At 57.3% G+C, this 24,301-nt stretch carries 19 protein-coding genes; 13 read left to right on the top strand and 6 right to left on the bottom strand.

Annotated features, from left to right (window positions below):
* Nucleotides 1-303: 303 nt before the first annotated feature.
* From BLW70_RS09360 to BLW70_RS09325, 8 genes are all read left to right on the top strand, one after another.
* Nucleotides 304-1,929, top strand: a complete 1,626-nt coding sequence (locus BLW70_RS09360; protein WP_074873746.1) for an ABC transporter substrate-binding protein — start codon at nt 304-306, stop codon at nt 1,927-1,929.
* Between the two features lie 308 nt (nt 1,930-2,237).
* Complete coding sequence (locus BLW70_RS09355) at nt 2,238-3,839, top strand: ABC transporter substrate-binding protein (protein ID WP_074873745.1); 1,602 nt, start codon at nt 2,238-2,240, stop codon at nt 3,837-3,839.
* A gap of 170 nt (nt 3,840-4,009) precedes the next feature.
* On the top strand, nt 4,010-5,425 hold the full coding sequence (locus tag BLW70_RS09350; RefSeq protein ID WP_074873744.1) for an OprD family porin: 1,416 nt from the start codon (nt 4,010-4,012) through the stop codon (nt 5,423-5,425).
* 80 nt (nt 5,426-5,505) lie between these two features.
* The gene (locus BLW70_RS09345; RefSeq protein ID WP_074873743.1) at nt 5,506-7,101 is read left to right on the top strand and encodes an ABC transporter substrate-binding protein; all 1,596 of its coding nucleotides are present in this window, start codon (nt 5,506-5,508) and stop codon (nt 7,099-7,101) included.
* Between the two features lie 74 nt (nt 7,102-7,175).
* Entirely contained in the window at nt 7,176-8,186 is a 1,011-nt protein-coding gene (locus BLW70_RS09340) for an ABC transporter permease subunit (protein WP_007900379.1), read from the top strand.
* A 10-nt stretch (nt 8,187-8,196) separates the two neighbouring features.
* Entirely contained in the window at nt 8,197-9,108 is a 912-nt protein-coding gene (locus tag BLW70_RS09335; protein ID WP_074873742.1) for an ABC transporter permease subunit, read from the top strand.
* 10 nt (nt 9,109-9,118) lie between these two features.
* The gene (locus tag BLW70_RS09330) at nt 9,119-10,087 is read left to right on the top strand and encodes an ABC transporter ATP-binding protein (protein ID WP_074873741.1); all 969 of its coding nucleotides are present in this window, start codon (nt 9,119-9,121) and stop codon (nt 10,085-10,087) included.
* The gene (locus tag BLW70_RS09325) at nt 10,087-11,067 is read left to right on the top strand and encodes a peptide ABC transporter ATP-binding protein (protein WP_074873737.1); all 981 of its coding nucleotides are present in this window, start codon (nt 10,087-10,089) and stop codon (nt 11,065-11,067) included. Before BLW70_RS09330 ends, BLW70_RS09325 begins: the two co-directional genes overlap by 1 nt.
* Nucleotides 11,068-11,177: 110 nt before the next feature.
* Here BLW70_RS09325 and BLW70_RS09320 read toward each other — a convergent pair whose 3' ends face one another.
* The 6 genes from BLW70_RS09320 to BLW70_RS09295 form a co-directional block, all read right to left on the bottom strand.
* On the bottom strand, nt 11,178-11,423 hold the full coding sequence (locus BLW70_RS09320; RefSeq protein ID WP_074873734.1) for a hypothetical protein: 246 nt from the start codon (nt 11,421-11,423) through the stop codon (nt 11,178-11,180).
* A gap of 146 nt (nt 11,424-11,569) precedes the next feature.
* Nucleotides 11,570-12,808 (bottom strand): MFS transporter, encoded by a 1,239-nt coding sequence (locus tag BLW70_RS09315; RefSeq protein WP_074873731.1) that lies wholly within the window; start codon nt 12,806-12,808, stop codon nt 11,570-11,572.
* A gap of 289 nt (nt 12,809-13,097) precedes the next feature.
* Nucleotides 13,098-14,333 (bottom strand): MFS transporter, encoded by a 1,236-nt coding sequence (locus tag BLW70_RS09310; protein WP_074873729.1) that lies wholly within the window; start codon nt 14,331-14,333, stop codon nt 13,098-13,100.
* Complete coding sequence (locus tag BLW70_RS09305; protein ID WP_235864992.1) at nt 14,326-15,378, bottom strand: hypothetical protein; 1,053 nt, start codon at nt 15,376-15,378, stop codon at nt 14,326-14,328. Before BLW70_RS09305 ends, BLW70_RS09310 begins: the two co-directional genes overlap by 8 nt.
* On the bottom strand, nt 15,375-16,760 hold the full coding sequence (locus tag BLW70_RS09300; RefSeq protein ID WP_074873728.1) for a DUF6002 family protein: 1,386 nt from the start codon (nt 16,758-16,760) through the stop codon (nt 15,375-15,377). The genes BLW70_RS09305 and BLW70_RS09300 overlap by 4 nt, the downstream gene beginning before the upstream one ends.
* A 371-nt stretch (nt 16,761-17,131) precedes the next feature.
* Entirely contained in the window at nt 17,132-18,715 is a 1,584-nt protein-coding gene (locus BLW70_RS09295) for a peptide chain release factor 3 (protein ID WP_074873726.1), read from the bottom strand.
* A gap of 363 nt (nt 18,716-19,078) precedes the next feature.
* Here BLW70_RS09295 and BLW70_RS09290 point away from each other — a divergent pair, with 363 nt between their 5' ends.
* The 5 genes from BLW70_RS09290 to BLW70_RS09270 all read left to right on the top strand — a co-directional run bounded on the left by BLW70_RS09290 (nt 19,079) and on the right by BLW70_RS09270 (nt 24,189).
* A complete protein-coding gene (locus BLW70_RS09290) occupies nt 19,079-19,795 on the top strand; it encodes an ABC transporter permease (protein ID WP_074873724.1) in 717 nt (238 codons plus the stop codon).
* Nucleotides 19,796-19,815: 20 nt separating this feature from the next.
* Nucleotides 19,816-20,709: a glycine betaine ABC transporter substrate-binding protein gene (locus BLW70_RS09285; protein WP_074873722.1), complete on the top strand. Its 894-nt coding sequence runs from the start codon at nt 19,816-19,818 to the stop codon at nt 20,707-20,709.
* Nucleotides 20,710-20,721: 12 nt separating this feature from the next.
* Nucleotides 20,722-21,375: an ABC transporter permease gene (locus BLW70_RS09280; RefSeq protein ID WP_074873720.1), complete on the top strand. Its 654-nt coding sequence runs from the start codon at nt 20,722-20,724 to the stop codon at nt 21,373-21,375.
* The gene (locus tag BLW70_RS09275) at nt 21,372-22,529 is read left to right on the top strand and encodes an osmoprotectant ABC transporter ATP-binding protein OsmV (protein ID WP_074873718.1); all 1,158 of its coding nucleotides are present in this window, start codon (nt 21,372-21,374) and stop codon (nt 22,527-22,529) included. The genes BLW70_RS09280 and BLW70_RS09275 overlap by 4 nt, the downstream gene beginning before the upstream one ends.
* A gap of 496 nt (nt 22,530-23,025) precedes the next feature.
* On the top strand, nt 23,026-24,189 hold the full coding sequence (locus BLW70_RS09270; protein ID WP_074873716.1) for a type III PLP-dependent enzyme: 1,164 nt from the start codon (nt 23,026-23,028) through the stop codon (nt 24,187-24,189).
* Nucleotides 24,190-24,301: the final 112 nt, after the last annotated feature.

Genomic DNA, 24,301 nt, shown 5'->3' with positions numbered 1-24,301 from the left:
CATTCGCGTCATTCGCACCCGTCGTAATGGGTATAAATAAGTAACACCGCGCTCCAATCGAGTGCGCAAGACAGCCACGGCGCCCCGCCCAGGTGCGCCATATGCACCGTAAAAAACCTGCGCAAACGGTCAAATGCGCGTGAATTTATACAAATGCGACATTAAGGTACGTTCGTGCCACTGTTTAAGGCCCGTGGCCGCTCTGGATCTTGCATTGGGTATGGCCCCTGCATAAGTATCCGCAGGCACGACTCACGAGGTCGTCCTCTAATTCCAAAAATGACAACAAATCATGAGGCCACCATGCTTAAACACGCGGTCATTCCGTTTTTAGTCGGCGCAAGCTTATTAGCCAGCGCACCTTTCGCCCAAGCGGCGACTAACCTGGTGTTTTGCTCCGAAGGGAGCCCGGCCGGTTTTGATCCTGGTCAGTACACCACCGGAACCGACTTCGACGCCTCTGCAGAAACCATGTTCAACCGTCTGACTCAGTTCGAGCGCGGCGGCACCGCCGTTATTCCTGGTCTGGCGACCAAATGGGACATCTCCGATGATGGCCTGACTTACACCTTCCACCTGCGTGAAGGCGTCAAGTTCCACACCACCCCGTATTTCAAGCCGACTCGTGAGTTCAACGCCGACGACGTGCTGTTCACCTTTAATCGCATGATTAACAAGGATGACCCGTTCCGTAAGGCGTACCCAACCGAATTCCCGTACTTCACCGACATGGGGATGGACACCAACATCGCCAAGATCGATAAAGTCGACGACAAAACTGTCAAGTTCACCCTGAAGGAAGTCGACGCCGCGTTCATCCAGAACATGGCCATGAGTTTCGCGTCCGTCCAGTCCGCCGAATATGCCGCCCAACTGCTGAAAGAAGGCAAAGCCGCGGACATCAACCAGAAACCGGTCGGCACGGGTCCGTTCGTGTTCAAGAGCTACCAGAAAGACTCCAACATCCGCTACACCGGGAACAAGGACTACTGGCTGCCTGACGACGTCAAGATTGACAACCTGATCTTCGCCATCACCACCGACCCGTCGGTACGCATCCAGAAGCTGAAAAAGAACGAGTGCCAGATCACTCTGTTCCCACGTCCGGCCGACCTGAAGGCTCTTCAGGAAGACAAGACTCTGAAAGTGCCTAACCAGGCTGGTTTCAACCTGGGTTACATCGCCTACAACGTGATGCCAGTGCTCAAGGGCCGCACCGACGCCAACCCGCTGGCCGAGCTGAAGGTTCGTCAGGCGCTGGACATGGCAGTGAACAAGCAGCAGATCATCGACTCGGTTTACCAGGGTGCAGGTCAACTGGCGGTCAACGCCATGCCACCGACCCAGTGGTCCTACGACACCACCATCAAGGACGCCAAGTACGATCCTGAGAAAGCCAAGGAGCTGCTCAAGGAAGCGGGCGTCAAGGAAGGTACCCAGATCACTCTGTGGGCCATGCCGGTTCAGCGTCCATACAACCCGAACGCTAAATTGATGGCTGAAATGCTGCAATCCGACTGGGCGAAGATCGGCCTCAAGGTCAACATCGTCAGCTACGAATGGGGCGAGTACATCAAGCGTTCCAAGGGCGGTGAGAACCAGGCGATGCTGATCGGCTGGAGCGGTGACAATGGTGATCCGGACAACTGGCTGAACGTGCTGTTCGGCTGCGATTCGCTGCAAGGCAACAACTTCTCCAAGTGGTGCGACAAGAAGTTCGACGGCATCGTTAAAGAAGCCAAGCGCACGACCGATCAGTCCAAGCGCACCGAACTGTACAAACAGGCGCAACACGTCCTCAAAGATGCTGTTCCAATGACACCTATCGCTCACTCGACGGTGTTCCAACCCATGCGCGACAACGTGCAGGACTTCAAGATCAGCCCGTTTGGCTTGAACTCCTTCTACGGCGTCAGCATCAGCAAATAAGGATTTGCAACGGCGACGTTTTTGACGTCGCCGTTGTTTTATCTGCCGAGAAAGTAGGAAACAACCTACATCCAATTCCGCTGAGTATTACAGCAGCGGAGTCGGACGCGTCGCCATTTCCTACGAGTCTTTAGGACTCTACGCATTTACTGCCAGACCCGCGGCTCATACCGTCGGGCTCTGACCAGTTCATGCGTGGCCTCTCGGTTATTGCTGGATGTCATGGCTTGAGATCAGTGATACCTCCACCTCCCTGGACGAGGCGGCGGACCATTGAAAACACTTAGCGAAAGAGAAAAGGGAGCGTCATGCGCCATACCTTGGTTTTATCCGCATTGCTGGGCACCGGCCTGCTGGCCGTCACTTCCATCAGCCAGGCCGCCAATAACAGCCTGGTGTTCTGCTCCGAAGGCAGCCCCGCTGGCTTCGACACTGCGCAGTACACGACCGCGACCGATAACGACGCCGCCGAACCGTTGTACAACCGACTGGCAGAGTTCGAAAAAGGCGCCACCAACGTCGTACCTGGCCTGGCCACCCGCTGGGATATTTCCGAGGACGGCCTCAAGTACACCTTTCACCTGCGCGAAGGGGTGAAGTTTCATACAACCAAATACTTCACGCCGACCCGTGATTTCAACGCCGACGACGTGCTGTTCACGTTCAATCGCATGCTCGATCCGCAGCAACCTTTCCGTAAGGCTTATCCGACCGAGTTCCCGTATTTCAACGGAATGAGCCTGAACAAGAACATCGCCAAGGTCGAGAAGACCGGGCCGCTGACCGTGGTCATGACGCTCAACAGCGTGGACGCCGCGTTCATCCAGAACATCGCCATGAGCTTCGCCGCCATCCTGTCCGCCGAATACGCCGACAAACTGCTGGCCGACGGCAAGCCGAGCGACATCAACCAGAAGCCGATCGGCACCGGGCCGTTCGTGTTCAAGAGCTACCAGAAAGATTCCAACATCCGTTACACCGGCAACAAGCAGTACTGGGACCCGAGTCGGGTCAAACTCGAGAACCTGATTTTCGCCATCAACACCGACGCCTCGGTGCGGGTGCAGAAGCTCAAGGCCAACGAGTGCCAGATCACCCTGCACCCGCGCCCTGCCGACGTGACCGCGCTGAAGAACGACCCGGCACTCAAGCTCATCGAGAAGCCCGGCTTCAACCTCGGTTACATCGCCTACAACGTGCGCCACAAGCCTTTCGACCAGCTCGAAGTGCGCCAGGCGCTGGACATGGCGGTGAACAAGCAAGGGATTCTCAACGCCGTCTATCAAGGTGCCGGTCAACTGGCGGTCAACGCCATGCCACCGACCCAATGGTCCTACGACGAGACCATTAAAGACGCCGCCTACAACCCGGAAAAAGCCAAGGAACTGCTCAAGGCTGCCGGCGTGAAGGAAGGCACGGAAATCACTTTATGGGCGATGCCCGTTCAGCGCCCTTACAACCCGAACGCCAAATTGATGGCCGAAATGCTCCAGGCTGACTGGGCGAAGATCGGACTCAAAGTGAAGATCGTCAGCTACGAATGGGGCGAGTACATCAAGCGCACCAAGAATGGCGAGCACGACGTCAGCCTGATCGGCTGGACCGGTGACAACGGGGACCCGGACAACTGGCTCGGCACGCTTTACAGCTGCGACGCCATTGGCGGCAACAACTACTCCATGTGGTGTGATCCGGCTTACGACAAGCTGATCAAGCAGGCCAAGGTCGTCACCGACCGCGACCAGCGCACCGTGCTCTACAAACAAGCGCAGCAGTACCTCAAGCAGCAGGTGCCGATTACGCCAGTCGCCCACTCGACGGTCAACCAGCCGTTGAGCGCCAAAATCGAAGGATTCAAGGTGAGTCCGTTCGGTCGTAACGTGTTCTCGGGCGTCAGCATAGAAAAGTAACCGATTAGCCAGAAACGCTGGGGGCGGATTCCGCCCTCACGCAAGCGCATTGCCGTAATTCGTCAATTCGGCCTACAGCAAACGTTTGCGATGCCTTGAATGAGTTCCAAACCAAATAGCCGCATCACCAAAAAAAGATCGGCATCAAAAAAAGAAAAGGAGCTTCACCCATGAAACTGAGCAGCACCGCGTTACTGGCCTTGGCCATCAGCAGCGTAACCGCCACGGCGTACGCAGAAACCCAAAGCCAGGCGTTCACCCCGGTTACCGTGAAAGAGAAAAGTGCCCAGAGTGAAGCCACTGGCTTCGTTGAAGGGCAATCGATCACCGGGAGCACGCGTAACTGGTATGCGAACGAGCAACTGAAGCGTGGTAGCAAGTTCAGCTACAACAAAAACGGTGCATTGGTCGACACCGACCGCCGCATCAACTGGGTCCAGGGCACAATCGTCAAGTACAACTCGGGCTTTACACAAGGCACTGTCGGTTTCAACACCGAAGTCGCGGCTTACAATGCCATCGCCCTGGATCGTGATCGCGAAGACTTGGCCTCGCGTTTCGGTGGTGTACCGGGTGACCGTGCAAAGCCTGGCTATAACCGTACTCTGACTAAAGAAGGTGGCGACGCCGTTGGCCAGTGGAGCAAACTGGGCCTGGCCAACGTCAAGGCCCGTTTCTCCAACACCACCCTGACCGCCGGTCGTCAGAACTTCAGCAGCCCGCAAGTGGACGTCATCGGTAACCGTCCACTGCCTTCGAGCTTCCAGGGTGTGTCCCTGCACAGCGAAGAGCTGGAAAACCTGACTTTTGACTTGGCCACCTTCGACCGCAACTCTCCACGAACTGAACAAAGCCAGCGTAAATTTCGCTCCGAATACGCTGACGAAATCATTGAAATCGATCACGTGAACACCGCTGGTATCACTTACCAGCCATTCGCCAGTCTGACCACCAGCCTGTGGGGCACCCAGGCCGAAGACATGTGGAACCAGTACTACTTCGGCGCCAGCCATGTACTGGGCGACAGCTCGGTTCTGAGCCTGACCACTGGCCTGAACTACTACAAGACCGTCGACGAAGGCAAAGCCGTACTGGGCGAGATCGACAACGACACCTACTCCCTGTCGCTCGGCCTGACTCACCAGGCCCACAGCCTGACCTTCTCCTACCAGGAAGTGAACGGTAACGAGTACTTCGACTACCTGCACGAAACCAACGGCATCTACCTGGCCAACTCCCTGCTGTCGGACTTCAACGGCCCGAACGAGAAGTCCTTCCAGATCGCCTACGGCCTGAACATGGCTGAATACGGCGTACCAGGCTTGAAATTCAACATTTACCAGGCTCGCGGCTGGGGCATCGACGGCACTCACAACAAAGGCGGCGCTTACGCCAGCGTGCAGACGATGGATGGCGAACACCATTACGAGTACGGCATCGGTAGTTCGTACGCCATTCAAAGCGGCCCACTCAAGGCCACTACTGTGCGCGCGACCTACACCGCTCACCGCGCCAGCGAAAACCAGTCTGATGGCAGCATCAACGAGTTCCGTCTCGTGACCACCATCCCGTTCAACATTCTGTAAATGCACCTGCCAAACGGCTGATTCAGTGACGAATCGGCCGTTTGGCTTTGTCCTTTTAACCGATTGCAGAGGGTTCTTTGATGAAAATGCTTCCCCTACGTGCGGCCATTGCAGCCGCGTTGCTGAGTGTCGCCGTCGGCGTCTCGGCCAAACCCCTGGTGGTCTGCACCGAAGCCAGTCCGGAAGGCTTCGACATGGTCCAGTACACGACTGCAGTCACCGCCGATGCGGTGGCCGAAACCATCTTCAATCGTCTGGCGGACTTCAAGCCCGGCACCACAGAAGTGATTCCGGCACTGGCCGATTCCTGGGACATCAGTGAAGACGGCCTGACCTACACGTTCCACCTGCGCAAAGGCGTCAAGTTCCACACCACCGACTACTTCAAGCCGACCCGTGACATGAATGCCGACGACGTGGTCTGGAGCTTCCAGCGTCAGCTGGACCCGAATCACCCGTGGCACAAACTGTCGAGCGTGGGCTTCCCGTACTTTGAAAGCATGGGCTTCAAGGAACTGCTCAAAAGTGTCGAGAAGATCGACGACAACACGGTCACCTTCACCCTGACCCGCCGCGAAGCGCCGTTCCTGGCCGACATCGCCATGGCCTTCTCCTCGATCTACTCCGCCGAATACGCCGACCAGTTGCTCAAGGCCAACAAGACCGGCGACCTGAACAACAAGCCTGTCGGCACCGGCCCGTTCGTTTTCCAGCGTTACGCCAAGGACGCTCAAGTCCGCTTCAAGGCCAACGCGGACTACTTCCGTGGCAAGCCACCGGCTGATTCGCTGATCCTGGCCATCGCCACCGACAACAACGTGCGCCTGCAAAAACTGAAAGCCAACGAATGCCAGATTGCGCTGTACCCCAAGCCAGATGACATTCCGAGCATCAAGAAAGACGCCAAACTGAGTGTCGATGAACTGAACGCGATGACCGTCTCGTACATCGCCATGAACACCTCGCACAAATACATGAGCGATGTGCGCGTACGCAAAGCCATCGACATCGCCTTCGACAAGGCCGCCTACGTCAACGCGCTATTCGGCAAAGGCAATGCGACCGTGGCGGTCAATCCGTACCCGGACACCCTGCTGGGCTACAACCACGACCTGAAGAACCCACCGCGTGATCTGGACAAGGCCCGCGCCTTGCTCAAGGAAGCCGGCGTGCCGGATGGCACTACGTTTACCCTGTTCACCCGTAACGGCGGCGGTCCAACCAACCCGAACCCGATGCTCGGCGCGCAGATGATGCAGGCCGACCTGGCCAAGGTCGGGATCAAGATTGATATTCGCGTCATGGAGTGGGGCGAAATGCTCAAGCGCGCCAAAAATGGCGAACATGACATGGTGTCTGCCGGATGGGCGGGTGATAACGGCGACCCGGATAACTTCCTGACGCCTATGCTCAGTTGCGAGGCCGCCAAAAACGGCGAAAACTACGCACGCTGGTGTAACGAGAAGTTCCAGGCGCTGATCGATGAAGCCAGGGCTAAAGTAAACCCGGCCGAACGCGCAGCGCTCTATGAGCAAGCCCAGGTGATTTTCAATCAGGACCAGCCATGGATCAGCATGGCGCACACCCGTATGTTCACCGCAATGCGTAACAACGTAGAGGGCTATCACATTAGCCCGCTCACCACTAATAACTTCGCCACCACCCAGGTGAAGTAGATAAGAAAACTCCCGGCGCCCCTGATCCCAGGGGCGCCAGGCACGCCTAACCGGCTGATGAGGTACACCACACGATGTTTAGTTTTATTGCCCGCCGACTGGGGTTATTGATCCCCACGTTCTTCGGCATCACCTTGCTGACTTTCGCGTTGATTCGCATGATTCCAGGCGACCCCGTGGAAGTGATGATGGGCGAACGTCGGGTCGACCCCGAAATGCATGCCCAGGCAATGGAACGCCTTGGTCTGAACAAACCGCTGTATGCCCAATACCTGGACTACATCGGCAAGTTGGCCCACGGCGACCTTGGCGAATCCCTGCGTACTCGCGAAAGCGTCTGGACCGAGTTCAGCTCTCTATTCCCCGCGACCCTGGAACTGTCCATGGCCGCGCTGTTGTTCGCCGGCATCCTGGGCCTTCTGGCCGGGGTGATTGCGGCACTCAAGCGAGGATCCCTGTTCGACCATGGGGTGATGGGCATCTCCCTGGCGGGATACTCGATGCCGATCTTCTGGTGGGGCCTGATCCTGATCATGTTCTTCTCGGTGTCCCTGGGCTGGACCCCGGTTTCCGGGCGGATCGACCTGCTCTACGACATCGAGCCGCGCACCGGTTTCATGCTGATCGATACGCTGCTGGCCGATGACGTCGGGGCGTTCTTCGATGCCCTGCATCACCTGATCCTCCCGGCCATCGTGCTCGGCACCATCCCGCTGGCAGTGATCGCGCGGATGACCCGTTCTTCGATGCTCGAAGTGCTGCGTGAAGACTACATCCGTACCGCCCGCGCCAAAGGCCTGTCGCCATCGCGCGTGGTATTCGTTCACGGTTTGCGTAACGCGCTGATTCCGGTGCTGACCGTGGTCGGCCTGCAAGTCGGCACATTGCTGGCCGGTGCGGTCCTGACCGAAACCATTTTCTCCTGGCCCGGCATCGGCAAATGGCTGATCGAAGCCATTGGCGCACGGGACTATCCCGTGGTGCAGAACGGCATCCTGTTAATCGCCTGCCTGGTGATTCTGGTCAACTTCGTGGTGGACATCCTCTACGGCTTTGCCAACCCACGCATCCGTCATCAGCGCTGAGATCAAGACCATGACCACTCTCACTACACCGGTAGCAGTCGATCAAAGCCTGCTGTATCCGTCGCCCTACAAAGAATTCTGGCACGCGTTCTCCAGGAACAAAGGCGCCGTCGCCGGCCTGATGTTCATGCTGCTGGTGATCTTCTGCGCGATCTTCGCGCCGTGGGTTGCACCGCATGACCCGAGCGAGCAATACCGCGACTTCCTGCTGACCCCGCCGTCCTGGCTGGAAGGCGGGCAAATCCAGTTCCTGCTCGGCACCGACGAACTGGGTCGCGACCTGCTGTCGCGGCTGATCAACGGTTCGCGCCTGTCCCTGCTGATCGGCTTGTCGTCGGTGGTGATGTCGCTGATTCCGGGCATCCTCTTGGGTCTGTTCGCCGGGTTCTTCCCGCGCTTGCTCGGCCCGACCATCATGCGTCTGATGGACATCATGCTGGCCCTGCCGTCCCTGCTGCTGGCCGTGGCGATTGTCGCCATCCTCGGCCCTGGCCTGATCAACACCATTATTGCCATCGCCGTGGTTTCGTTGCCGTCCTATGTTCGCTTGACCCGCGCCGCGGTGATGGGCGAATTGAACCGCGACTACGTAACCGCCGCGCGCCTGGCCGGTGCCGGTCTGCCACGCCTGATGTTCGTCACCGTGCTGCCCAACTGCATGGCGCCGCTGATCGTTCAGGCTACCTTGAGTTTTTCTTCGGCAATTCTCGATGCCGCGGCACTGGGCTTCCTCGGCCTTGGCGTACAACCGCCAACCCCTGAGTGGGGCACCATGCTGGCTTCGGCTCGCGACTACATTGAACGCGCCTGGTGGGTCGTCAGTCTGCCTGGTTTGACCATTTTGCTCAGCGTGCTGGCAATCAACTTGATGGGCGACGGCCTGCGCGATGCGCTGGACCCGAAACTCAAGAACGCCGCCTGAGGAGATTCAAATGTCACTGTTAGAAATCAAGAATCTCAACGTTCGCTTCGGCGACGCCAACGCCGTTCCGGTGGTCGACGGCCTCGACATCACCGTGGACAAGGGCGAAGTGCTGGCCATCGTTGGCGAATCGGGTTCCGGCAAGTCCGTGACCATGATGGCGCTGATGGGCCTGATCGAACATCCGGGGATCGTCACCGCCGACGCCCTGAATTTCGACGGCAAGAACATGCTTAAGCTGAGCAACCGTCAGCGTCGGCAAATCGTCGGCAAAGACCTGGCAATGGTTTTCCAGGACCCGATGACCGCGCTGAATCCGAGCTACACCGTCGGTTTCCAGATCGAAGAAGTGCTGCGCCTGCACCTGAAAATGTCCCGCAAGGACGCCCGCAAGCGCGCCATCGAACTGCTGGAAAAAGTGGAGATCCCGGGCGCCGCCAGCCGTATGGACGCCTACCCGCATCAACTGTCCGGTGGTATGAGCCAACGTGTTGCCATCGCCATGGCGATTGCCGGCGAACCGAAACTGCTGATCGCCGACGAACCGACCACCGCGCTGGACGTAACGATTCAGGCGCAGATCATGGACCTGCTGCTGGCGTTGCAGAAAGAACAGAACATGGGCCTGGTGCTGATCACCCACGACCTCGCGGTCGTGGCCGAAACCGCTCAGCGCGTGTGCGTGATGTACGCCGGCCAAGCGGTCGAAGTGGGTCAGGTGCCTGAGCTGTTCGACATTCCGGCGCACCCGTACAGCGAAGCACTGCTCAAGGCGATTCCGGAACACAGCCTGGGCGCCACCCGCCTGGCAACGTTGCCGGGCATCGTTCCCGGTCGTTACGACCGCCCGCAAGGTTGCCTGCTGTCGCCTCGTTGCCCGTACGTGCAAGACAACTGCCGCCAGCAACGTCCAACCCTTGACCCGAAAAGCAACAGCCTCGCCCGCTGCTTCTACCCGCTGAATCAGGAGGTGGCGTAATGGCCGTCGTACTTACCGCCCGCGACCTGACCCGTCACTACGAAGTGTCCCGCGGCCTGTTCAAAGGCCATGCAACCGTACGCGCCTTGAACGGTGTGTCGTTTGAGCTGGAAGCCGGCAAGACCCTCGCTGTCGTCGGCGAATCGGGCTGTGGCAAATCCACTCTCGCCCGCGCCCTGACGCTGATCGAAGAGCCATCCTCCGGCTCCTTGAAAATCGCCGGGCAGGAAGTCGCCGGCGCTGACAAGGCTCAACGCAAACAACTGCGCAAAGACGTGCAGATGGTGTTCCAGAGCCCGTACGCGTCGCTGAACCCACGGCAAAAGGTCGGTGACCAACTGGCCGAGCCATTGCTTATCAACACCAACCTGAGCGCCGCCGAACGTCGCGAGAAAGTGCAGGCGATGATGAAGCAGGTGGGCTTGCGACCTGAGCACTACCAGCGTTATCCGCACATGTTCTCCGGCGGTCAGCGCCAGCGGATCGCCCTGGCCCGCGCGATGATGCTGCAACCCAAAGTGCTGGTCGCGGATGAACCGACCTCGGCGCTGGACGTGTCCATTCAGGCACAGGTGCTGAACCTGTTCATGGACTTGCAGCAAGAGTTCAACACCGCCTACGTGTTCATCTCCCACAACCTGGCGGTGGTGCAGCACGTCGCCGATGACGTGATGGTGATGTACCTCGGTCGCCCGGTGGAAATGGGCCCGAAGAACGACATCTACGAGCGTCCTCTGCACCCGTACACCCAGGCGCTGCTGTCGGCCACCCCGACCATTCACCCGGACCCGAACAAGCCGAAAATCAAGATCGTCGGCGAGTTGCCTAATCCGTTGAACCCGCCGTCCGGCTGCGCTTTCCACAAGCGCTGCCCGTACGCGACCGAGCGTTGCAGCACTGAAGAGCCGGCCCTGCGCCTGCTCGATGGCCGCCAGGTGGCTTGCCACTACGCCGAGCAGTTCCTCGACGGCGCGGCATAAAAAACTGTACGAGCGAGCCGGCTCCCACCGGGATAGGTGAGCTGTTCACAAACCCCTTCTTCCTCGGCTGCGCGTCAGTCGGGTAGCAGGGGTTTTCTTTTGTCTGTCACTCAAGCCCCTTCAGCCTCATCGCTGTCCGGCTCGTCAGTGGTCGAATCGTCATCGTCCGCGCTGCCGCCCTGCCCCTGATCCCCCGGCTCGGATTCGGACTTGGCGAGCATCAACTCACCCTGCCCGACCTGCCCACTCGAAGCCTGGGCGTCGTGTTTCTCGCACTCGGCCCAGACCGCCGAACTGCCGAGGGCCAGCATTACCAATACTTTCAACATCAATACAACGCGTAGCAATCTGTTCATAGCCGAATCCATCCATTTACAGGTGAAACCGCGGTGCCTCTCTGGCGCTGAGTCAAATCTAGTTCCGATTGATTCCGTGGACGCTAACTAATGGACGGAATACCCGTTGCCGGGGAGATTGGTTGTGAATAACGCCTATAACCAGATCAGCTAAGTGCAGCAGGCTCGCCGCGTAATGCTGGACGAACCTTTGGCGCCCCTGACAAGCGGGTCGCTTGATAAATCAGCGGTATGGACAGGACCGCCAGAGCCGCACTGGCCAGCCAGACGCTATGCCCACCGAAGTGACCATAGAGCTGCCCTCCAAGCGCAGGCGAAAGCAGTGCACTCGCACTCCAGCACATGAAGAAAAGACCAAAGTAATGCCCGCTTTTCCCTCCTTGCGCATGCTGCATGACCAGCACGTTCAGGGGCGGCATGAAAAGAGCTTCGCCCAGCGTCCAGATCACCGTCGACAGGCAGACATAAAGCACCCCGGAACCCAAGGGCAACATCCCGAGCCCGCAGGCCAATAACAGGCTCCCCGCCACCAGTTGCCGACGTACGCCCCATTGCTCACTCCAATGTGATAACGGTATTTGTAGCAGCACCACCAACATCGCATTGAGTGCAAATTGCCACCCAATGACCTCGGTGCTCAACCGGTAATACTCGAGTAAATAATTGCCCAACATGCTGTAGACCGGGTCAAAGGCCAGGCCAAGCACGACAGCAGCCGCCAACAACCACAGGAACGGTTTGTTTCGATACGGTACGCATGAACCTGAAGCAATTTCAGGCACCTCATCCGGTATCAAGACCGGTCGATGAAACGTCGTCCGGACAAACCACAAAAACGCCACCAGCGTCAGGGCCGCACTGACAAAAAACACCCAGCGAAAGTCAGTCTGCGCCAGGATCCCACCCACCACTCCGGCGACAGCCATCCCCAGGTTTCTGGCAACGCGACTCAATGACTGCGCACGAACACGCTGCGCAACCTGGCAATACTCCATGATCAACCGCTGATGAAGGGTCCGAATCGCCCCATCGAGTACACCGCTGAACAGCAGCAACCCAGCCAGCAAAGGCACGTCAGTAACCAGCCCCAGCAAGACCAACACCCATGCCGAGACAAAAAACAGCGCCGCAGTGAGGCGCGCCGTGGAGAAATGATCACTCAGTAGTCCGCCGACCATTGACCCAATCAGCAAACCGGCACCGTACCCGGACAACAACCAGCCAACGGTTTCAATCGCGAGCCCCAGTTCCTGGCGCAGGTACAACGCCATGAACAGCTTGACCATGGTGCTCAAGCGATTGATGAACAACAGCGCCGCCAGCACCCAGGCCATTACGCAGAAATAGCCGTCCAGCCGCAGCAGGTGAGTAAGCCGACTGGTCATTCCATTGATCCCTTGTGCTCCTGCTCGTGGAAAGTGCTGCTTGTGAAGTGTGCCCTGTACGTTAGACGTCAGCGATTTGGTTGTCGCGGGTAAAAGTACCGAGAACAGAAAAACAGAGACAAGCTACGAAATCAGGAAAAAAGACCTACAGAAAAACCTTACTCGACAATCTGGCGCTGAATAAAATCCAGTTCCGATTGATTCGGTTCTCCAGATAGGACGCTAACGAAGGGACGGAATGCTCCTTGGTGGGGAGATGGGTTGTGAACAATGCCTATAACCAGATCAGCTAATTGAAGCAGGCTCGCCGCGCGCTGAGGGAAGAACCCTTCGAGGCCCCGATAAAACGAGTCGCCTGATAAATCAGCGGTAAGGCCAGCAACGCCAGAGCCGCGCTAGCGATCCAGACACTATGCCCGCCAAAATAACCATAGAGCTGGCCTCCAAGCGTCGGCGAAAGCAGCACGCTCGTGCTCCAGCACATGGCAAAAAGCCCAAAGTACTGCCCGCTCTTTCCCGCCTGTGCACGCTGCATGACCAGGACATTGAGGGTCGGCATGAAAAGAATTTCACCAAGCGTCCAAATCACCGTCGACAGGCAGACAAACAACACTCCGGTCCCCAGAGGCAGCATTCCAAGTCCGCAAGCCAACAAAAGACTGCCAGCCAGCAGTTGCCGTCGAGCCCCCCATCGCTCCCCCCAGTGAGAAAACGGAATTTGCAGCGTCACAACGAGCATCGCATTGAGTGCGAATTGCCACCCGATGAACTCAGTACCCAACCGATAGTAATCAAGTAGATAGTTACCCAACATGCTGTAGACCGGTTCAAAGGCCAGGCCCAGCAGCACAGAAGCCGCCAACAACCAAAGGAAAGGCTTGTCCCGATACGGTGTGCATAATCCCGAAACTGTATCCGTGCCCTCCTCCATCAAAAAAGCTTCGCGATGAAATGTCGACCGTACAAACCAGACCAAGGCCAGCACCGTCATCGCCGCACTGACAAAAAACACCCAGCGAAAATCAGTCTGCGCCAGGACACCACCCGCCACCCCGGCTACCGCCATCCCCAGGTTGCTCGCGACGCGGCTCAACGACTGCGCGCGAGCGCGTTGCTTAACTTCGCAATGCTCCATAAGCAAACGTTGATGAAGCGTACGAATCGCCCCGTCGAGAGCACCACTGAGTAGCAACAATCCGCCAAGCAAAGTCACATCAGTCACCAGCCCCAACAAGACCAGTATCCATGCAGAAACAAAAAACAACGCGGCCGTGAGCCGCGTCGTGGAGAAATGATCACTGAGCAGTCCGCCGACCATTGACCCTATCAGCAAGCCGGCCCCGTAACCGGATAACAACCAGCCAACCGTCTCAATCGAAAACCCCAGTTCCTGACGCAGGTACAGCGCCATGAACAGTTTGACCATGGCACTCAAGCGATTGATAAAGATCAACGTGGCAAGGACCCAGGCCATTGAACAGAAGTATCCAACCAGCCGAGTCATGTGGGTGAACCGACTAATCATGCCATTGGTCCAGATTAAGACTCACATGGCTGTGAATGCCTTTTGAAACGAAAGAAATGTCCGAGCGAATCTTATGATTTGCATCGTAAAAATACTGCGCTTGGAGCCGACCCTCAGCATCCAGACCAATCAGGGGGTTGTTGATCAGGAATTGTCGGGTTGAAGCACAAAGCGTTGGCGTTCGAATCAATATCAGCCATTGGCCAAACGCGTTATCCGGAACAAAGGCCTGAGCCCCAAAGCGTTTTTTGTACTGGAATGTTCCCTTACTCAAAAATGGCTCACAGCCCTGAAAGTCGACAGAATCAATGAAGGGTTGATTGGATGCCCATTCCAGAATCGCGTGATAAACAAAGTTCTGCGCCCCATTTTCCCGGCAAACCGCGGCACCACCCTTTACCCCGATCAACCGTGCATTCAAGGTACGCACCGATTTATCAATCTGGGAAACACTGCCCGCTACCCAATCATCATTCAAATGAACCCGAAACAATACTCCTCGTTTGAACAAATCCAGATAAGCCGCATCCTCCGGCACACTCCGAGCAAATGAACCGTAGCGAGCACTCATTGTCGGGATATGCATGGAGCGGTAGAAGGCGAAAAAATCTTCATCTTCAAGCGATACGTCGAAATCAAACCCTTGCCTGACAGCCTGAATACGACGTTTGCTTTCTCGATGGGAGATCTGACTCAGAACATGCTCCCAACCAGCAGAAACGTCGACTTTCTGGTGAATCCGGCTTACGCCCACAATATCGCCCTGCTGCTGGCATAGATGAACAACCTCTTCGGGAGCCATCAACACGCACATAGTGGTTCGGTTCCTCTTTATGAATATCTCAAGTTGATTCCACTCCAGAGTCCCTTCCCGCTCTACAGAGGAAGACTCGAAAAAACATTGATCCACGAAAGGAGCGATGTAGAGCAGCCCTTCTGCTACTCCGACATAAACAAGACTTGCAGGTCTTCCAGCTCTGGAATGTCCCCTGTAAACACGGAAGTGGCAGAGCGCTTCGCCAGGCATGGAAGGTCTCGCACTCATGACTTAGAGCACCTGCTGAGGATCTCCATCATCTCTTCAGCGCTGCTGATGAATGACAATCCCTCGGCTGGAATCGCTTCGTAGTCCTCCCGACAGTAGGAGCCCGAAGCATGAATGGTGCAACCGTCCATACCCTCTAGTAACTGTCGATCAATCGCATTCATGCAACCTGTCATCGTCATAACCAATGACCACTCTTTCAGGTCCCGTGGATCGGCTGGCAAACTGACTGGCGTATCGGCGAGCAACTGAACGCATTCGCTGTAACGCTGCATGCACTCATAAAGCGAAACGATTATTCCTGAGCCGCCATTGGCCCTGACGTGCCCAGTCATTTCTTCTGCAGTAGGCGGCAAGTGAGTATAAAAAGTGGGCTCTAGAACCTCATCGGGACTCCAGGTCGCAGCAGGAAAATGCGCAGACACTGTCTGCACCCACAACCCGTTTGGAGCTTGGGTATAGCTGGGTGCAGAAGCACCCTCGAAGTTTCCGTCAAGTAAGTGCAGCACCATATCGCTGGTAGCTAGATGTTGAACCAGTAAAAACGAAGGCATGGAAATTGGGGTCCTTTGACGTTTCAATACCTCCACACCTGAGCAATATCCCAAAAGACCGTATGCGCTAGAGACCGCATGCACATGTACGGTCCTGCGATCGGTGTCCCAGGCGTCGCCATATTCACAGTCAAAAAACGCCCGGACCTGGTCAGAAAACCGGTAATTCTCAAGCCGCAGGAAATGCCACAACTTCGAATCACCTAATGGACGGCGATTGAAAAGAGCCTTGAATTGCTGTCCGACAACCTTCACCGCTTCCGGCGACTCGGTATCAAGCACAAATACAGGGTTGAGTGCACGCAACCGAGGGTCGTCATAAAGTTCGGTTCTACGCAATTTCCCGGTCGTCTGGGCAGGCGTCAGCGTGACAATCCGCAATTGCTCGGGATGTGCCAACTTGGTCTTCAATGCACGCAGAACTGCATCACGCAGTGCAATCGCCTTGTTACCGGAGGATGGCGAAAACAACAGGATGCTTTCACCGGTTTCCTGAATATGCCGGATGGCACGTGCAACGATTAGTGTCGAGGCAAAGGTCTTTGTTGTTTGAGTATTTGCGTTCTGCCTCAGGTCGAGCAGACGCAACGGCACATCCCGGTAGCGGCCCATTTCAAAAAACTGCGCTGTAGCGACCGACAGGAAGGCCTGCATACGAGGATCCAGCTCAGGCAACCTCATTGAGGGTTCGAAAGCATCGTCGCTGCTGCTGACTTCGAAGCCGGGAGCACTGGCGACGATCAGATCGTAGTAGCGCTCGATAACCGGAATGGGCTCCTGAGGTCTCCGGGTTACCAGTGCACCTGTACCGCTTTTCATCACATCCATTTGTCCAGCGCTCCTGTTCGTGGATATTCGCTACTTGCGAATGTCTCTCGAACGCTAGACGTCAAGGATGCCCTTGTCTCTGGTCAAAACCTTGATAACTGAAAAGCAGACCCAAGCTACAAACCTCAGCGAAAACGCTTACAGAAACATCCCACGTGCGTCGTCTCGGGCCGGACCAGAGATAAAAACGGGCCCTCCGTGAGTTTCGGGTGACATCTCTTCGCTGAGTGATGTTTACGCACCGCAAGGAGTTTCACGCCCAGCCAACATCCGTCATCAGTGCCAGATTAATCTGGGGTTCGAGCTCGAAATCGGGGCAATAAAAAACCCCGCAGCTTTCGCAACGGGGTTTTGGATATCACCATCAGCGCTTAGTGATGCTCACGCGTCGCACGGAATTTCACGTCCGGCCAGCGCTCTTCCATCAACGCCAGGTTGACCCGCGTCGGAGCCAGGTAGGTCAGGTGACCGCCGCCGTCGATGGCAAGGTTTTCCACAGCCTTGACGCTGAACTCTTCGAGCTTCTTCTTATCGTCGCAATCGATCCAGCGCGCGGAATACACAGTGATCGGCTCGTAAGAGCACTCGACCTTGTATTCCTCTTTCAAGCGGCTGGCGACCACATCGAACTGCAGCACACCGACGGCGCCGAGGATGATGTCGTTGCTGCGCGTCGGGAAGAACACCTGAGTGGCGCCCTCTTCTGCCAATTGCTGCAGGCCCTGACGCAGTTGCTTGGATTTCAGCGGATCACGCAGACGTACGCGACGGAACAGTTCCGGGGCGAAGTGCGGGATACCGGTGAAGCCCAGGACTTCGCCTTCAGTGAAGGTGTCGCCGATCTGGATGGTGCCGTGGTTGTGCAAACCGATGATGTCGCCGGCGAACGCTTCTTCCAGTTGCTCACGCTCGGAGGAGAAGAAGGTCAGCGCGTCGCCGATCCGCACGTCTTTGCCGGTGCGCACGTGGCGCATCTTCATGCCTTTTTCGTACTTGCCGGAGCAGATCCGCATGAAGGCGATACGGTCGCGGTGTTTCGGGTCCATGTTCGCCTGGATCTTGAACACGAAGCCGGCGAATTTTTCTTCGACTGGCTCAACAGTTCGCTCGTTGGCGACACGGGCCAGCGGTTTCGGCGCCCAGTTGACCACGGCGTCGAGCACGTGATCGACACCGAAGTTGCCCAATGCAGTCCCGAAGAACACCGGGGTCAGTTGGCCGTCGAGGAATTCCTGTTGATTGAATTCGTGACAGGCGCCCTGCACCAGTTCCAGCTGATCGACGAAGCGATCGTACTCGTCGCCCAAGTGCGCGCGAGCCTCATCGGAGTCGAGCTTTTCGATGATTTTCACATCGGTGCGCTCGTGGCCGTGCCCGGCGGTGTACACGATGATGTAGTCGTCGGCGAGGTGATAGACGCCCTTGAAGTCGCGGTAGCAACCGATTGGCCAGGTGATCGGCGCGGCCTTGATCTTCAGGACCGCTTCGATTTCGTCGAGCAGTTCGATCGGGTCGCGGATGTCACGGTCGAGTTTGTTGATGAAGCTGACGATCGGCGTGTCACGCAGACGGCAGACGTCCATCAGCGCGATGGTGCGTGGCTCTACACCCTTACCGCCATCGAGGACCATCAATGCCGAGTCAACCGCTGTCAGGGTGCGGTAGGTATCTTCGGAGAAGTCTTCGTGGCCCGGGGTGTCGAGCAGGTTGATCATGTGGTCGCGATACGGGAACTGCATGACCGACGTGGTAATGGAAATACCCCGTTGTTTTTCCATTTCCATCCAGTCGGAGGTGGCATGGCGGTCGGATTTTCGAGATTTCACCGTGCCCGCAATCGCAATCGCCTTGCCCATCAGCAAGAGCTTCTCGGTGATGGTGGTTTTACCGGCATCGGGGTGGGAAATAATGGCGAAAGTGCGGCGTTTCGCGACTTCGGCGGCCTGTTTGGTCATGGGAAATCGCCTGGCAGGTGATTCAAAAAAGGGCGGCGAGTATAGCGCAAACCGACCTCTACGGACCACCGTTCGCCCTGTCGCCAATGGCGAGCGATGGGCCGGAAGGGAGATCATGGGTGGCTAATTGCTGCTAAATATGGAACCTTTTAAAAGGTGCAGACGTCCACTCCCCTGTTACGGCACTCGTACCAGGGGCTGAAAAATCAGCAAGTTGGCCTGACGAGGCTGCGCTTATGGCTCGATCTCATGCGGTTTTATCAGCATGAAGAGCTGCTTCTCGCGAACGTTGTTTTCCCGGCAGCCAGGAATGGCATTGCCACACGGGACTGCGTCCGCCGACTGAAAAAAAGGAGTCCGCCTGTGGCTATTCGCTATGGCAAGGGGCTGATAGGAGGTGCGGTTGTCGTCGCCCTCCTGGCCCTGCTGGTCCACTGGATTGGCATCAACACGATCGAACAGTACCGCGACGATTTGTTGTTTTACCTGCAAGCCCATTTGATTCTCGTCCTCGCGTCCATGCTGGCCGCCCTTGTTGTGGGCATACCCGCTGGCATCTTCCTCAGCCGCCCGACCATGGTGGGCCGCGCTGAACGCTTCATGCAGATCTTCAACATCGGCAACACCGTGCCGCCTCTCGCCGTACTGGCCATCGCCCTGGGCATTCTCGGCATCGGCAGCGGCCCTGCGATTTTCGCCCTGTTCCTCGCCTCGCTGTTGCCGATTGTGCGCAACACCTATGAAGGCTTGAAAAACGTTCAGGGTTCGCTCAAGGAAGCAGCCGTCGGTATCGGCATGACACCGACTCAGGTGCTATGGCGGGTCGAACTGCCGAACGCCGTGCCGATCATCATCGGTGGCGTGCGTGTGGCGCTGGCGATCAACGTCGGTACCGCACCGCTGGCGTTCCTGATTGGCGCCAACAGTCTGGGCAGCCTGATTTTCCCTGGCATCGCCCTGAATAATCAGCCGCAACTGCTGCTCGGCGCGGCCTGCACCGCCCTGCTGGCCTTGCTGCTCGACGGCCTGGTGACACTCGCCAGCCGCCTCTGGCTCGAACGCGGCTTGCGCCCGTCTTAAGCCTCGGCAAAGGAATCCACATGAAAAAAACAAGCTTAATACTAGGCTGCGTCCTGCTGTTCGCAGGGTTTGCCCAAGCCGCTGAAAAACCGGTGATCCGCATCGGCGCCCGGGTGTTCACCGAACAAACCCTGCTGGCGGAAATTACTTCCCAATACCTGCGTACCAAGGGTTACGACACCCAGGTGACCGGCGGTCTGGGCAGCAACCTGGCCCGCAGCGCCCACGAAAGTGGTCAGCTGGATCTGATGTGGGAATACACCGGCGTGTCGCTGGTGGCTTACAACCATGTCACCGACAAGCTCGACAGCGCTCAGTCCTACGCCCGGGTGAAAGAACTCGACGCGAAAAAAGGCCTGGTCTGGCTCACCCCGTCGAAGTTCAGCAACACCTACGCCCTGGCCCTGCCAGAAAACACCGCGAAGGCGTATCCGCAGATCAACACCATCAGCGAGCTGAACACAGTGCTGCAGGCTGAGGCGAAGACCAACCACCTCGTCGCCCTGGACACCGAGTTCGCCAACCGTTCCGACGGTCTGGACGGCATGGTCGACCTCTACAGCATGAACCTGACCCGCAAAAACATCCGGCAGATGGACGCCGGGCTGGTCTACACCGCCCTGCGCAACGGTCAGGTGTTTGCCGGTCTGGTCTACACCACGGACGGTCGTTTGAACGCCTTCAAGCTGAAACTGCTGGAAGACGACAAACACTACTTCCCGGACTACACCGCTGCGCCGGTGGTACGCCAGGTCTACCTCGACGCCCATCCGAAACTCGCCGAAGAGCTCAAGCCGCTGGCCGAACTGTTCGACGACGCCACCATGCGTCAGCTCAACGCGCGGGTCGATGTCGATCACGAAAGCCCTTCATCCGTTGCTGCAGATTTCCTGCGCCAGCACCCCATCAAGTAAGGAGGAAAAGACATGGAATTTCTGAACGCCTTTTCCCATCTCGACTGGCCGCAGGTTTTGCAACTGACCGGACAGCACATCACCCTGGTTGGCATTGCCGTAACCCTGGCGATTCTGGTCGGCGTGCCGCTGGGCATCCTGATGACGCGTTTCCCGACCCTCGCCGGTCCCTTGCAAGCCAGCGCCACGGTGCTGCTGACGGTGCCGTCGATTGCCCTGTTCGGCCTGCTGCTGCCGTTCTACTCCAAGTTCGGCCAGGGCCTGGGCCCGATGCCGGCGATCACCGCGGTGTTTCTGTATTCGCTGCTGCCGATCATGCGTAACACCTACCTCGCCCTGACCGGCGTCGACCCAGGCATTCGCGAAGCCGCCCGCGGCATCGGCATGACCTTCGGCCAGCGCCTGCGCATGGTCGAACTGCCGATCGCGGTGCCAGTGATCCTCGCCGGTGTGCGCACCGCCGTGGTCATGAACATCGGTGTGATGACCATCGCCGCGACCATCGGAGCCGGCGGCCTCGGTGTACTTATCCTCGCATCAATCAGCCGCAGTGACATGTCGATGCTGATCGTCGGCGCCGTGCTGGTCAGTCTCCTGGCCATCTTCGCCGACCTGCTTCTGCAATGGCTGCAACGCACGCTGACTCCAAAAGGACTGCTCAAATGATCGAACTTCAAAACCTCAGCAAGACCTTCCAAAGCAACGGCAAAGATGTGAAAGCCGTGGACTCGGTAAGCCTGATCGTCAATGAAGGCGAAATCTGTGTGTTCCTCGGGCCATCGGGCTGCGGCAAAAGCACCACGCTGAAGATGATCAACCGCCTGATCAAGCCGACCTCCGGCAAGATCCTGATCAATGGCGAAGACACCACTGACCTCGACGCGGTGACCCTGCGTCGCAACATCGGTTATGTGATCCAGCAGATCGGTCTGTTTCCGAACATGACCATCGAGGAAAACATCACCATCGTTCCGCGCCTGCTGGGCTGGGACAAACAGAAATGCCACGACCGCGCCCGCGAGCTGATGAGCATGATCAAGCTGGAACCCAAGCAGTACCTGAATCGCTACCCGCGTGAATTGTCCGGTGGCCAGCAGCAGCGGATCGGCGTGATTCGTGCCTTGGCAGCGGATGCGCCGCTGTTGTTGATGGACGAACCGTTCGGCGCGGTCGACCCGATCAACCGCGAGATGATCCAGAACGAATTCTTCGAAATGCAGCGTGCGCTGAACAAGACCGTGATCATGGTCAGCCACGACATCGATGAAGCAATCAAGCTGGGCGACAAGATCGCAATCTTCCGCGCCGGCAAACTGCTGCAAATCGATCACCCGGATACGCTGCTGGCGCATCCTGCTGATGACTTTGTCAGCAACTTCGTCGGCCAGGACAGCACCCTGAAGCGCCTGTTGCTGGTGAAAGCCGAAGACGCCGCGGACAACGCGCCGTCGGTGAGCCCGGAAACGCCGGTGGCTGAAGCCCTGGAGCTGATGGACGAACTTGACCGTCGTTACGTGGTAGTCACCGATAGTGGGAACAAGGCGCTGGGTTATGTACGACGTCGCGACCTGCACCGTCAGACCGGTACTTGCGCGCAGTACTTGCGCGAATTCAACGCCACCGCCGCGTTCGACGAACATTTGCGCATCCTGCTGTCGCGCATGTACGAGTTCAACCGCTCGTGGTTGCCGGTGATGGATGCCGAGCGGGTGTTCCTCGGGGAAGTGACTCAGGAATCGATTGCCGAGTACTTGAGCTCCGGTAAATCCCGTGGCGGCAAGACCAGCATTGTTTCGCCGGCCGAGGCGGCTGTCGCCTGATCTGACCCTGTGGCGAGGGGGCTTGCCCCCGTTGGGCCGCGAAGCGGCCCTGAAACCAGAGAACGTAATTGTTCTGATATACCGAGTACTTTGGTTCAACGACTGCTGCGCAGCCGAACGGGGGCAAGCCCCCTCGCCACAAAGGCAATGCAAATCCCTCCAAAATCCCTCATTCAGGGAACATCACACTGTCATGCAGGTCGGTTACATCAGTAGCTGTGCGGGACCGCACGACGGAAGCGTGCAAAAACGCGACATTTTTTGTTGATCTCAAGCCCCTCACGCCCTAAAGTTCGCGCCGAACGTCCATGCTGGAAACGATCCATCCGGCTCAAGTACTGACGACGAGACAGCAAGGCCAAGGGAAAGCACCGCTTCCCATGGCCTTTTTGCTTTCGGCGACATGCCTTGGGAAGTAGGCGAACCAAAGTGGGGATACGGAGGACGTTCATTTGCGCCCATTTATTTTTTTGTTTGCCCTGTAGGAGTCCCAAGCATGTCGATCAACGTCGAAGACTATTTCGCGCGCGATACCTTCAACAAAATGAAGGCCTTTGCCGACAAACAAGAAACCCCATTCGTGGTGATCGACACCGCGATGATCAGCCAGGCCTATGACGACCTGCGTGCCGGTTTCGAATTCGCCAAGGTCTATTACGCGGTGAAGGCCAACCCGGCCGTCGAAATCATCGACCTGCTCAAAGAAAAAGGCTCGAACTTCGACATCGCTTCGATCTACGAGCTCGACAAAGTGATGAACCAGGGCGTCGGCCCGGATCGCATCAGCTACGGCAACACCATCAAGAAATCCAAAGACATCCGCTACTTCTACGAGAAGGGCGTGCGTCTGTATGCCACCGACTCCGAAGCCGACCTGCGCAACATCGCCAAGGCTGCACCGGGTTCGAAAGTCTACGTGCGCATCCTCACCGAAGGCTCGACCACCGCTGACTGGCCTCTGTCGCGCAAATTCGGCTGCCAGACCGACATGGCCATGGACCTGCTGATCCTCGCTCGTGACCTGGGCCTGGTGCCTTACGGCATCTCGTTCCACGTCGGCTCGCAACAGCGCGACATCAGCGTCTGGGACGCCGCGATCGCCAAGGTCAAAGTGATCTTCGAGCGTTTGAAAGAAGAAGACGGCATCGTTCTCAAGCTGATCAACATGGGCGGTGGCTTCCCGGCCAACTACATCACCCGCACCAACAGCCTGGAAACCTACGCGGAAGAAATCATCCGTTTCCTCAAGGAAGACTTCGGTGACGACCTGCCGGAAATCATCCTGGAGCCGGGCCGTTCGTTGATCGCCAACGCCGGTATCCTGGTCAGCGAAGTGGTGCTGGTCGCGCGTAAATCCCGTACCGCGGTAGAGCGATGGGTGTACACGGATGTGGGCAAATTCTCCGGCCTGATCGAAACCATGGACGAAGCCATCAAGTTCCCGATCTGGACCGAAAAGAAAGGCGAGATGGAAGAAGTGGTCATCGCCGGCCCGACCTGCGACAGCGCCGACATCATGTACGAGAACTACAAGTACGGCTTGCCGCTGAACCTGGCGATTGGTGATCGTTTGTACTGGTTGTCGACCGGTGCTTACACCACCAGCTACAGCGCCGTTGAGTTCAATGGCTTCCCGCCGCTGAAGTCATATTACGTATAAAAGTTAGCAGCACCTGAAAACCCGTGCCTTGGCACGGGTTTTTTATTTAAACATGAAAAAATCAACACTGCCCAATAAAAAGTTACACACAAGACATATACCAAACACTTTA

The organism is Pseudomonas frederiksbergensis, from assembly GCF_900105495.1.
Taxonomy (GTDB): domain Bacteria; phylum Pseudomonadota; class Gammaproteobacteria; order Pseudomonadales; family Pseudomonadaceae; genus Aquipseudomonas; species Aquipseudomonas frederiksbergensis.
This window is presented reverse-complemented; position numbering and strand designations above follow the sequence as displayed.

What these genes read in the sequence shown, in the direction of transcription:
- BLW70_RS09330 (WP_074873741.1), top strand. Translation starts at nt 9,119, where the DNA reads ATGTCACTGTTAGAAATCAAGAATCTCAACGTTCGCTTCGGCGACGCC.
- BLW70_RS09340 (WP_007900379.1), top strand. Translation starts at nt 7,176, where the DNA reads ATGTTTAGTTTTATTGCCCGCCGACTGGGGTTATTGATCCCCACGTTC.
- BLW70_RS09360 (WP_074873746.1), top strand. Translation starts at nt 304, where the DNA reads ATGCTTAAACACGCGGTCATTCCGTTTTTAGTCGGCGCAAGCTTATTA.
- BLW70_RS09270 (WP_074873716.1), top strand. Translation starts at nt 23,026, where the DNA reads ATGTCGATCAACGTCGAAGACTATTTCGCGCGCGATACCTTCAACAAA.
- BLW70_RS09275 (WP_074873718.1), top strand. Translation starts at nt 21,372, where the DNA reads ATGATCGAACTTCAAAACCTCAGCAAGACCTTCCAAAGCAACGGCAAA.
- BLW70_RS09320 (WP_074873734.1), bottom strand. Translation starts at nt 11,423, where the DNA reads ATGAACAGATTGCTACGCGTTGTATTGATGTTGAAAGTATTGGTAATG.
- BLW70_RS09350 (WP_074873744.1), top strand. Translation starts at nt 4,010, where the DNA reads ATGAAACTGAGCAGCACCGCGTTACTGGCCTTGGCCATCAGCAGCGTA.
- BLW70_RS09285 (WP_074873722.1), top strand. Translation starts at nt 19,816, where the DNA reads ATGAAAAAAACAAGCTTAATACTAGGCTGCGTCCTGCTGTTCGCAGGG.
- BLW70_RS09300 (WP_074873728.1), bottom strand. Translation starts at nt 16,760, where the DNA reads ATGGATGTGATGAAAAGCGGTACAGGTGCACTGGTAACCCGGAGACCT.
- BLW70_RS09280 (WP_074873720.1), top strand. Translation starts at nt 20,722, where the DNA reads ATGGAATTTCTGAACGCCTTTTCCCATCTCGACTGGCCGCAGGTTTTG.
- BLW70_RS09305 (WP_235864992.1), bottom strand. Translation starts at nt 15,378, where the DNA reads ATGAGTGCGAGACCTTCCATGCCTGGCGAAGCGCTCTGCCACTTCCGT.
- BLW70_RS09315 (WP_074873731.1), bottom strand. Translation starts at nt 12,808, where the DNA reads ATGACCAGTCGGCTTACTCACCTGCTGCGGCTGGACGGCTATTTCTGC.
- BLW70_RS09325 (WP_074873737.1), top strand. Translation starts at nt 10,087, where the DNA reads ATGGCCGTCGTACTTACCGCCCGCGACCTGACCCGTCACTACGAAGTG.
- BLW70_RS09310 (WP_074873729.1), bottom strand. Translation starts at nt 14,333, where the DNA reads ATGATTAGTCGGTTCACCCACATGACTCGGCTGGTTGGATACTTCTGT.
- BLW70_RS09335 (WP_074873742.1), top strand. Translation starts at nt 8,197, where the DNA reads ATGACCACTCTCACTACACCGGTAGCAGTCGATCAAAGCCTGCTGTAT.
- BLW70_RS09295 (WP_074873726.1), bottom strand. Translation starts at nt 18,715, where the DNA reads ATGACCAAACAGGCCGCCGAAGTCGCGAAACGCCGCACTTTCGCCATT.
- BLW70_RS09355 (WP_074873745.1), top strand. Translation starts at nt 2,238, where the DNA reads ATGCGCCATACCTTGGTTTTATCCGCATTGCTGGGCACCGGCCTGCTG.
- BLW70_RS09345 (WP_074873743.1), top strand. Translation starts at nt 5,506, where the DNA reads ATGAAAATGCTTCCCCTACGTGCGGCCATTGCAGCCGCGTTGCTGAGT.